The sequence below is a fragment of the Clostridium muellerianum genome (genome assembly GCF_012926525.1).
GTDB classification, from domain to species: Bacteria; Bacillota; Clostridia; order Clostridiales; family Clostridiaceae; genus Clostridium_AM; species Clostridium_AM muellerianum.
The window spans coordinates 21,943-31,386 of sequence record NZ_JABBNI010000031.1; the positions used below are offsets into that span (position 1 = coordinate 21,943).

The 9,444-nt window shown below is 29.9% G+C and carries 8 protein-coding genes; 3 read left to right on the top strand and 5 right to left on the bottom strand.

Annotation, left to right across the window (positions count from 1 at the left end):
- Nucleotides 1–322: 322 nt before the first annotated feature.
- Genes HBE96_RS15540 through dapB form a run of 3 tightly spaced genes read left to right on the top strand, consistent with a single transcriptional unit; the run spans nucleotide 323 to nucleotide 3,010 of the window.
- Nucleotides 323–1,318 carry an aspartate-semialdehyde dehydrogenase gene (locus HBE96_RS15540; protein WP_169298651.1) on the top strand — a complete coding sequence of 332 codons (996 nt, stop codon included), beginning with the start codon at nucleotides 323–325 and terminating at the stop codon, nucleotides 1,316–1,318.
- A gap of 51 nt (nucleotides 1,319–1,369) precedes the next feature.
- The gene (dapA, locus tag HBE96_RS15545) at nucleotides 1,370–2,251 is read left to right on the top strand and encodes a 4-hydroxy-tetrahydrodipicolinate synthase (protein WP_169298652.1); all 882 of its coding nucleotides are present in this window, start codon (nucleotides 1,370–1,372) and stop codon (nucleotides 2,249–2,251) included.
- A gap of 12 nt (nucleotides 2,252–2,263) precedes the next feature.
- Nucleotides 2,264–3,010 (top strand): 4-hydroxy-tetrahydrodipicolinate reductase, encoded by a 747-nt coding sequence (dapB, locus tag HBE96_RS15550; protein ID WP_169298653.1) that lies wholly within the window; start codon nucleotides 2,264–2,266, stop codon nucleotides 3,008–3,010.
- Nucleotides 3,011–3,116: 106 nt separating this feature from the next.
- On the opposite strand, the gene HBE96_RS15555 is transcribed toward dapB, so the two are convergent.
- The 5 genes from HBE96_RS15555 to HBE96_RS15575 all read right to left on the bottom strand — a co-directional run.
- Nucleotides 3,117–3,899: a gamma-glutamyl-gamma-aminobutyrate hydrolase family protein gene (locus HBE96_RS15555; RefSeq protein WP_169298654.1), complete on the bottom strand. Its 783-nt coding sequence runs from the start codon at nucleotides 3,897–3,899 to the stop codon at nucleotides 3,117–3,119.
- A 334-nt stretch (nucleotides 3,900–4,233) separates the two neighbouring features.
- Complete coding sequence (locus HBE96_RS15560; protein WP_169298655.1) at nucleotides 4,234–5,655, bottom strand: amino acid permease; 1,422 nt, start codon at nucleotides 5,653–5,655, stop codon at nucleotides 4,234–4,236.
- An 83-nt stretch (nucleotides 5,656–5,738) separates the two neighbouring features.
- On the bottom strand, nucleotides 5,739–6,524 hold the full coding sequence (locus tag HBE96_RS15565) for a gamma-glutamyl-gamma-aminobutyrate hydrolase family protein (protein ID WP_169298656.1): 786 nt from the start codon (nucleotides 6,522–6,524) through the stop codon (nucleotides 5,739–5,741).
- Nucleotides 6,525–6,984: 460 nt separating this feature from the next.
- Nucleotides 6,985–8,718 (bottom strand): sigma 54-interacting transcriptional regulator, encoded by a 1,734-nt coding sequence (locus HBE96_RS15570; RefSeq protein WP_169298657.1) that lies wholly within the window; start codon nucleotides 8,716–8,718, stop codon nucleotides 6,985–6,987.
- 166 nt (nucleotides 8,719–8,884) lie between these two features.
- The coding region (locus HBE96_RS15575) for a methylaspartate ammonia-lyase (protein ID WP_169298658.1) at nucleotides 8,885–9,444 on the bottom strand (560 nt) is incomplete at its 5' end.

Consider the following 9,444-nt stretch of genomic DNA (forward strand, 5'->3'; position numbering starts at 1 on the left):
AGAAAGATACCTCCTTCATACTTACTCTTTTTTAACCAAACTACATAATATATGTTTACATTTTAATTTTATACCAAATTGTCTTTAATAAAACATAAATATGTTAAATTTATATATTTTATTTTCATTTACTCATAATATAAAATTGCATTTTTATGTTATAAAGCATTTTTTGCAAATTTTAAGCACATTTAGCAATAAACATATAAAAAAATTATAATATAATAATTATATAAGATTCTAATACTAATAAAAAAGTATATATTTTTATTAATAGCCGTTATATAATATTAATTAAAATAAGTTTTAGGGGGCATTTAAAATGAATTATAACGTAGCAGTAGTTGGTTGTACAGGAATGGTTGGACGAAAGTTTATAGAAATACTAGTTGAAAGAAATTTTCCAGTAGATAAAATTTACTTTTTTGCATCTGTAAAGTCTGCTGGTAAAGTATTAAAATTTAAAGATGAAGACATCACTGTTGAAGAACTAAAAGAAGATAACATAAAAAATAAGAAAATAGATTTTGCCTTATTTTCTGCAGGGGGCAGCGTAAGTAAGGAATTTGCACCTATTTTTGCAAAGTACGGTACTACTGTTATAGATAATAGCAGCGCTTGGAGAATGGATCCTGAGGTACCTTTAGTAGTTCCCGAAGTAAATCCTGAAGATATTAAATGGAATAAAGGAATAATAGCTAATCCTAACTGTTCTACAATACAAGCAGTTGTATCTTTAAAACCTTTATATAACAAATATGGTATTAAAAGGATAATTTATTCTACTTATCAAGCAGTATCTGGTGCTGGTATGGGAGGATATAACGATTTAGTTGAAGGTTATAAAGGTGTGGCACCTAAGAAATTTCCTTATGCTATAGCAGGTAATGTTTTACCACATATAGATGTATTTTTAGAAAACGGATATACAAAAGAAGAAATGAAAATGATAGATGAAACGAAAAAAATATTACATGATGATAATTTAAAAATAACAGCTACTACAGTAAGAGTTCCTGTTGTATATGGTCATAGTGAAAGTATAAATGTAGAGTTAAATAAAGAATTTGATATAAAAGATATCTTCTCTCTTTATAAAAATGCTGAAGGCATTATATTAAAAGATGATGTAGATAATCTTGTTTATCCAATGCCTATAGAAGCTGCAGGTCATGATGAAGTTTACGTTGGAAGATTAAGAAGAGATTTCAGCTTAGATAATGGTCTAAACCTATGGGTTGTAGCAGATAATATAAGAAAAGGTGCTGCTTCTAATGCAATACAAATTGCTGAGTGCATTGTAAATGGAAATAAATAATTTAAAATAAAATTATTTATAATATATAAATAAAAAAAATGAGGTGTTTGTATGAGTTTATTCAAAGGTTCAGCTGTTGCTATCATTACTCCTTTTAAGGATGGATGCGTTGATTTTAAGAAGTTAGAAGAGCTTCTTGAATGGCATATTAAATCTGGTACAGATGCTATAGTAGTTTGTGGAACTACTGGTGAAGGTTCTACTATGTCTGAACAAGAGAGAAAAGAAGCAATTAAATTTACCGTAGATGTAGTTAAAAAAAGAATACCAGTAATAGCAGGTACAGGATCAAATAATACTGCTGCATCTATTAATATGAGTAAGTGGGCAGAAAGTATAGGAGTAGATGGACTTTTAGTAATAACGCCTTACTACAATAAGACTACACAAAAAGGTCTTATTGAGCACTTTAAAGCTATTGCAACTAGTGTTAAGAGCCCTATTATTATCTATAATGTACCTGGAAGAACAGGATTAAATATCCTTCCAAAAACATTAAAGGTATTGTGTGAATTAGACAATATAGTTGCTGTTAAAGAAGCTAGCGGAAATATAAGTCAAATAGCTCAAATAAAAGCTCTTTGTGGTGATAAGCTTGACATATATTCCGGAAATGATGATCAAATAGTTCCTATAATGGCTTTAGGCGGAATTGGTGTTATCTCTGTACTTGCAAATGTAATTCCTAAAGATACACATGATATGTGTGAATTATTCTTAAATGGTAAAGTAAAAGAAGCATTAAAAATACAATTAGATTCTTTAGCTTTAACAAATGCATTATTCATAGAAACAAACCCAATACCTGTTAAAACAGCTATGAATGTTTTAGGAATGAATGTTGGCAATTTAAGACTTCCACTTTGTGATATGGCTAAAGATAACTTGGATGTCTTGAAAAAAGAACTTAAAAACTATGGACTTTTAAAGTAAGGAGGCTTTTTAATGGTTAAAATTATATTAAGTGGATGCAATGGTAAAATGGGCAAAGTAATATCTAAACTTGCAGCTAATTCTACTGATTTAAGCATTGCAGCTGGTATAGATAAGAATACTGAAAAAACTACTTTTCCTGTGTTTTCTAATATATCACTTTGCAATGTTGATGCTGATGTTATTTTAGATTTTTCAAGACCAGATGCATTAGAAGGACTACTTAAATACAGCAAAGAAAAAAATATTGCAATTGTACTTTGTACTACAGGATACTCTAAGGAACAAATTGCACAAATAAATGAAGCATCAAAGAAAATACCTGTATTCCGTTCAGCTAATATGTCCATAGGAATTAATGTAATAAATAAAGTTCTAAAGAATATAAGCGAACTATTATATAAAGATTTTGATATTGAAATAATAGAAAAGCATCATAATCAAAAAGTTGATGCTCCAAGTGGTACTGCTCTTCTACTTGGAAATACTATAAAAGACTCTATACCTGAAGAAACTACATTTACTTATGGAAGAGAAGGTATATCAAAACGAAATCATAACGAAATAGGTATTCATGCAATAAGAGGCGGTTCTATAGTTGGTGACCATGAAGTTATATTTGCAGGTCAAGGTGAAATTATTGAATTAAAGCATACCGCTATGTCAAGAGATGTGTTTGCTATTGGAGCTCTAAAAGCCTGTCAGTTTATGTATGGAAAAAGTACAGGATTATATTCTATGGATGATGTAGTAAAATAAATTTGAACAAATTATTAAGTTATATTTTTAATTTTAAAAGCTGTGAAAGTAAGTTTAATACCTTAATTTCATAGCTTTTATTTCTTATATCTTAACATGCTAGCATTTAACTAGCACAATTAGCTAACTTATTTTCCTTACAAGCATTTACTAATGCTTTAAATATTAAAAGCTGTTCCTCATTACGTTCGCCTAACATTTCAGGATGCCATTGTACCCCTAATACAAACCTATCGCCTTTCATCTCTATAGCTTCTACTATTCCATCTGGTGCTATAGTAGCTACATTAAATGTATCAGCTACATCTTTTATAGCTTGATGATGATAAGAATTTACGTCTAGCTTTTCTTTATTAAAAATTTTATAGAACTTGCTTTTTTTGTTGACACTAACTTCATGTACTGGATTATATTTTGGTGACCCCTTCATAGAATGATTTATAAAATTATCGTTTCTTAATTCTGATTTAACTTGAGATAAATCTTGATAAAGAGTTCCCCCACAAACCACATTTAAAAGTTGGTATCCTCTGCAAACTCCTAAAATAGGAACTTTACTATTTTCAATAATATTTCTGGCCAATTGTAATTCCTGTTTGTCTCTCTCTGGAATAATATTGCCTATTTTATCTCCTACATTTTCTCCATAATACTTTGGTTCAATATCAGCTCCACCTGCAAAAATCAGACCATCTACAATATCAATAATATTTTGAATATTGTCGCTATCACTAAATACGGGTATAATTACAGGCATTCCCCCTGCTTTTTCAACCGCTTTAATGTAATCATTTGTAGCAAGTTGATATTCAAATCCACTTCCAAAGCCTTCATAAACTCCTTTTAATTCATAAGAATAATCTGCACATATACCTATAACTGGTTTCATTATTTATTCCCCCTATTTCCCTAATAATTTTTTAATAAATTAGAATATAATACTAAATGTAATGCTTGGTGTCTTTTATATTATGTACTACATATCCTCCCTTCAAAATTAAAAATAACCTCTATGCTATCTATATATAATAGCAATAAACATGCCAATCCCTGAATTCGTAGATTTTTCCTAATTTCGTTGTTATTTTTATATTTTATTTTCAAAACGACTTATCATTTTGAAAATAAAATACAAAATATCATATTTGCATTTGTAAGAATAACGAAAAAAGCTCGTTGTCATTTTGACAACAAACTTTTCATTTTGAATTTACTATGTAATTTTACATATTTTCACTATTATCCTTGTTTAACTCACCTTCTACATTAGGATGCTTATTTTTATTTAAGCCAAATATATAATAGCAAGCAGTTAAACCTATAAGCCATATTGGTCCTACAATAACAGCTATTAAAGTATCAGGACTAAGTGCCATTACCAAAAATACAAATACTAAGTATACTAACGCAAAATAGTTTGTATAAGGGTACATCTTCATTGGGAATTTTAATTTTTTTACTTGTTCAGGTGTAAGAGTCTTTCTAAACTTTATTTGTACTAAAACTATCATAAACCATGCAAATAACCCTGCAAAGGTTGCAATACTAGCAAGATACACAAACACTTTACCTGGAAGAAAATAGTTAAGTATAACACCAATTAGCATACATGCTGAAGATGCTAAAATTGCATTCATAGGAACATGTCTCTTGCTAACTTTTTCAAAAATTTTTGGCGCTGAACCTTGAAGAGACAAGTTATATACCATACGTCCTGTTGTATAAATACCACTATTACATCCGGACAATGCCGCTGTTAACACAACAAAGTTTATAATTCCAGCTGCAGATTTAATACCAAGTTTACTAAATGTTAAAACAAACGGACTGCCAATTACCCCTATTTTATTCCATGGATAAAGACACATAATTACTGTTAATGCTCCTACATAGAATATACAAATTCTCCAAAAAACTTTATTAATAGCTGATGGTATAGTTTTTTCTGGATTCTTCGCCTCACCAGCAGTAATACCTATAAGCTCAGTACCAAAGAAAGCAAAAGTAACCAATGCCAAAGCACTAACAGGTCCTTTTATTCCATTAGGGAAAAATCCTCCATTAGTCCATAAATTTGAAAAACCAATAGGCTTTCCTGCATTACCTATTCCAGTTACAATCATGACTACGCCTACCACAATCATGAGAATAATAGCAACAACTTTTATAAGAGCAAACCAAAACTCACATTCTCCAAAAGCTTTTACTGCAACTAAGTTTACAAATACCATAATGACAAGAGCTGTAAGAGCTGATCCCCATTTAGGAATCCCCGGAAACCAGAAGTTAATATAAATTCCTATTGCAGTAAGTTCCGCCATACAACACGAAACCCAGTTTAACCAATAGGTCCATCCTGTTAAATATCCAGCGAGTGGTCCCATATATTCATTAGCATAAGCACTAAATGAACCTGCAACTGGATGTTCAACTGCCATTTCACCTAGTGCACGCATGATAATAAATAAAATAATTCCACCGGCTAAATATGACAGCAAAATCGCAGGTCCTGCCATTTTAATAGTTGTCGCCGATCCTAAAAATAGACCAACACCTATTGCACCGCCTAGTGCTATCATTTGAATATGTCGTTCTTCTAGTCCACGATCAAGCTTTTCATTTGAACTAGTATTTTTATCACTCATTCTTCAACCCCCTTGTAATTTAAAATTCTTTAGTATATTAACTGCTAATGTTTGTTTTCAACTTAAAAATAACATTAACAGCTTTAGCTAGCACAGTGAACTAATTTATATTCTTTACAAGCATTTACAAGTGCTTTAAATATCAAAAGCTGTTCACTATTACGTTCACCTAACATTTCAGGATGCCATTGAACTCCCACTACAAATCTGTCTTCACTCTTCATCTCTATAGCCTCAATTATCCCATCTGGTGACACAGTCGCAACATCAAAAACCTTAGCTACATCCTTTATTGCCTGATGATGATAAGAATTTACTTCTACACTTTTTTTATTAAAAATTTTATAAAATTTACTTCTTTCATTAATTTTAACTTCATGTACTGGATTATATTTAGGAGAACCCTTCATAGAATGATTTATAATTTTGTTATTTCTTAATTCCATTGGGATTTCAGATAAATCCTGATAAAGCGTCCCTCCACAAACTACATTCAACAATTGATATCCTCTGCAAACTCCTAAAATAGGGATTTCAGTTTTTTCAATAATGTTTTTTGCTAATTGTAATTCCTGACTATCTCTTTCTGGAATAATTCTTCCTATTTTATTACCTATATTTTCTCCATAGTATTTAGGCTGAATATCTGCTCCACCTGCAAAAATTATGCCATCTACAATATCAACAACGTTTTCAACATTATTATTATCATTAAAGACTGGTATAATTATGGGAATTCCTCCTGATTTTTCAACTGCTTTAACATAATCGTTAGCAGCTAGCTGATAATCAAATCCACATCCAAATCCTTCATAAACTCCACTTAATCCGTAAGAATAATCTGCACATATACCTATAACTGGTTTCATTTTTATTCCCCCTAATATAATTAATGAAAACTCATATTTCGACTGAAATTCAGTTAATTTACTGTTTGCCCTCCTTTTTATTTTTTAGAATTTTCTTAATATATATTAGCAACAAACATGCCAAAATCAAAATTCTGAAATTTTAGACATATGCCACAGTATCCGAGTTTAATATTGTCAAAATGACTTGTCAATTTAAGAACACTTCTCTATAATATCGCATTATCACATGTTTTTGCAATAAAAAAATCTATTGTCATTTTGACAATAGACTTTTCATTTTGAATTTCACTTAGGCATATTCAAAAAAATAACTAGTCAGTATGTTAGTATATTTTGCATCATACTACGTCAACAGAACCCTTTGATAGAACAACTATCAGTGGAACCTGTTTCCTTGTCTGACACAAAATATACTAACATCTTTGACTAGTTATTTTCTTTCATATGCCTTATGACTTTATAGATTATATTTTTTTATATCCCTATACAATGTAGAAAGACTTATACCCAACTCTTCTGCAATTTTTTGTTTACCCATAAGAGTACCTCCATGTTTAACTAATAACTCCTCAAGGCACTTCCTTCTTATGGACTCCAAATTATTATACTGAATTTCTTTTTTTTCATTACTTATTTTTTTCGGCATACATGGCAATGTAAGCACATCTTTATTTTCCATATTAACAGAGTATTCAATAACATTTTCTAACTCTCTTACATTTCCTGGCCAATCATATATTAATAACTGCTTTTTAACCTCTTCAGATATATTAAGTATATTTTTATTTAATCTTTTATTGTATTTATCAAGAAAATATTCTGCAAGCAAAATTATATCTTCTGGACGTTTTCTAAGTGGAGGTATAACTATAGGTATTACACATAATCTATAAAAAAAGTCTTTTCTGAATTCTTCTTTTTTTACCATTGATTCAAGATCCTTATTAGTAGCTGAAATTATCCTAACATTTAATTTTATAGATTTTACTCCCCCTACTCTTTCTAACTGCCCTTGTTCTATGACTCTAAGCAGCTTAGGCTGAAGATGCAACGATAAATCTCCCACTTCATCAAGAAAAATAGTACCTCCATTAGCAAGTTCAAATTTTCCTGGCTTTCCTCCTTTATTTGCTCCTGTAAAAGCTCCACTTTCATATCCAAAAAGCTCACTTTCAAGAAGATTTTCAGGTATGGCAGCACAATTTATAGCTATAAAAGGCTCATCTTTTCTTTTACTCATTTTATGGATAGCCCTAGCAAATACTTCTTTTCCTGTTCCGCTCTCTCCCAAAATTAGAATATTAGATTCATATTTTGCTGCTTGTGTTGCAAGTTTTTTAGTCTGATTAATTAATTTACTATTACCTTTTATACTGTCAAGATTTATATTTAAATGTGAAGCATCAGCTAAAAGCTTATATGCTATATTAGTTAAATCTTTTTTGTGTTTAAATATAAAAAGAATGTCTGTTTTTTCATTACTATTATTTATAAATTTCACACTTACAAACATTCTATTGTTAGGAATTGATGTCTTTAAAATAACTTCCCATTCCTTATCAATTTCATCTTTAGAATCATTTATTATATTTTCAAAATAGTTTTCTGCAAATATTTCTTTTAAATTATGTCTGTTATTTAATATTTCTTCCATAATACTATTATATAGAAGTACTTCACCTGAAGTATCTGTAAGGACAACGCCTTCACTTATAGAATTTAAAACCGTTATTAATCTGTCTTTTGTTTCTTTTTCTTTTATTTTTGTTAAAATAGCTTCAGCTAATCTTTCTAAAAATGTAATAAGTTGATTTCTTATTTTAACTTGTTTTTCTTTAAGTTTAGAAGTTAAAGACATAATTGTAATAGCTCCTATGCACTTTCCATCATTTTTTATAGGATATGCAATAGAATATTCATTAAAACACTTTCCATAAGTTTTAATTGGACACGTGTCACATATCTTGTTACCCTTAGGAGTGTCAATAATTAGAGGTTCTCCATTTTCTATAACATAATCATTGGCACAACCTTTAGGAAGTGCTTGTCCTATGGATTCTTTAAAAAGTCCAGTAGCTGCCACTCTTACTAAATGACTGTCCATAACATAAATATCAAACTCAATAATTGAACTCGTTGTTTCTATTAAATCTTGTATAAATTCTCTTATTTCATACATTGCACTATACATATAATTTCACCACTTTATTAGTATTGATAATTTTCAAATTGCAACTTTACAGTCACTAATTGTATTTTATCACATTGATAATTTCATGTAAATTTTTTCATAATAACTTAAAGCTAATAAAAAAGGCAGTTTAATGCAAACTGCCTTTTTATCAATTAAAATACAATTATTTTCTTCTATTTGTTAGCGCAATAACTCTATTCATTTCATTATTAACTATCATATATCCTTCATCTACGCCCATTCCAGGTTTAGCAAGTACCTGTTTTGCACCACAAGCCATACCTATATTGGTAGTTACTTCAGCAGATCTATTTGTTTCGTTACATGTTCCTCCACAATATGCTCCCATACCATGTTCTTTACAATAGATTATTGCATCTGCTATATTATTTACTCCACCTAAATCAGGTGTTTTTATCTGTACCATATGTCCTGCTTTATTGTCTGTAAAGAATTTTACGTCTTCTACTGTGTTGCACCATTCATCTGCAACTAATTCTACTTTTATCCCTCTTCCATCTAATTCTGCTCTTAAATCTCTCATTGCTTCCATCTGTTTTTGTCTTTCTTCTACGTCCATTGGTCCTTCTATTCTCAAATGGAATGGTTTTGCTGCTTCTTCTAATGTTTTTATATAATCAGCCATTGCTTTTGTATCATAATTAAATGCGGCACCTATTGTTCCATATACATCTATATGGAATATTGGACTGTAATCTTCTT

Excerpts from the sequence above, each read along its gene's own strand:
- HBE96_RS15540 (WP_169298651.1), top strand. The coding sequence starts at position 323 with ATGAATTATAACGTAGCAGTAGTTGGTTGTACAGGAATGGTTGGACGA.
- dapA (WP_169298652.1), top strand. The coding sequence starts at position 1,370 with ATGAGTTTATTCAAAGGTTCAGCTGTTGCTATCATTACTCCTTTTAAG.
- dapB (WP_169298653.1), top strand. The coding sequence starts at position 2,264 with ATGGTTAAAATTATATTAAGTGGATGCAATGGTAAAATGGGCAAAGTA.
- HBE96_RS15555 (WP_169298654.1), bottom strand. The coding sequence starts at position 3,899 with ATGAAACCAGTTATAGGTATATGTGCAGATTATTCTTATGAATTAAAA.
- HBE96_RS15560 (WP_169298655.1), bottom strand. The coding sequence starts at position 5,655 with ATGAGTGATAAAAATACTAGTTCAAATGAAAAGCTTGATCGTGGACTA.
- HBE96_RS15565 (WP_169298656.1), bottom strand. The coding sequence starts at position 6,524 with ATGAAACCAGTTATAGGTATATGTGCAGATTATTCTTACGGATTAAGT.
- HBE96_RS15570 (WP_169298657.1), bottom strand. The coding sequence starts at position 8,718 with ATGTATAGTGCAATGTATGAAATAAGAGAATTTATACAAGATTTAATA.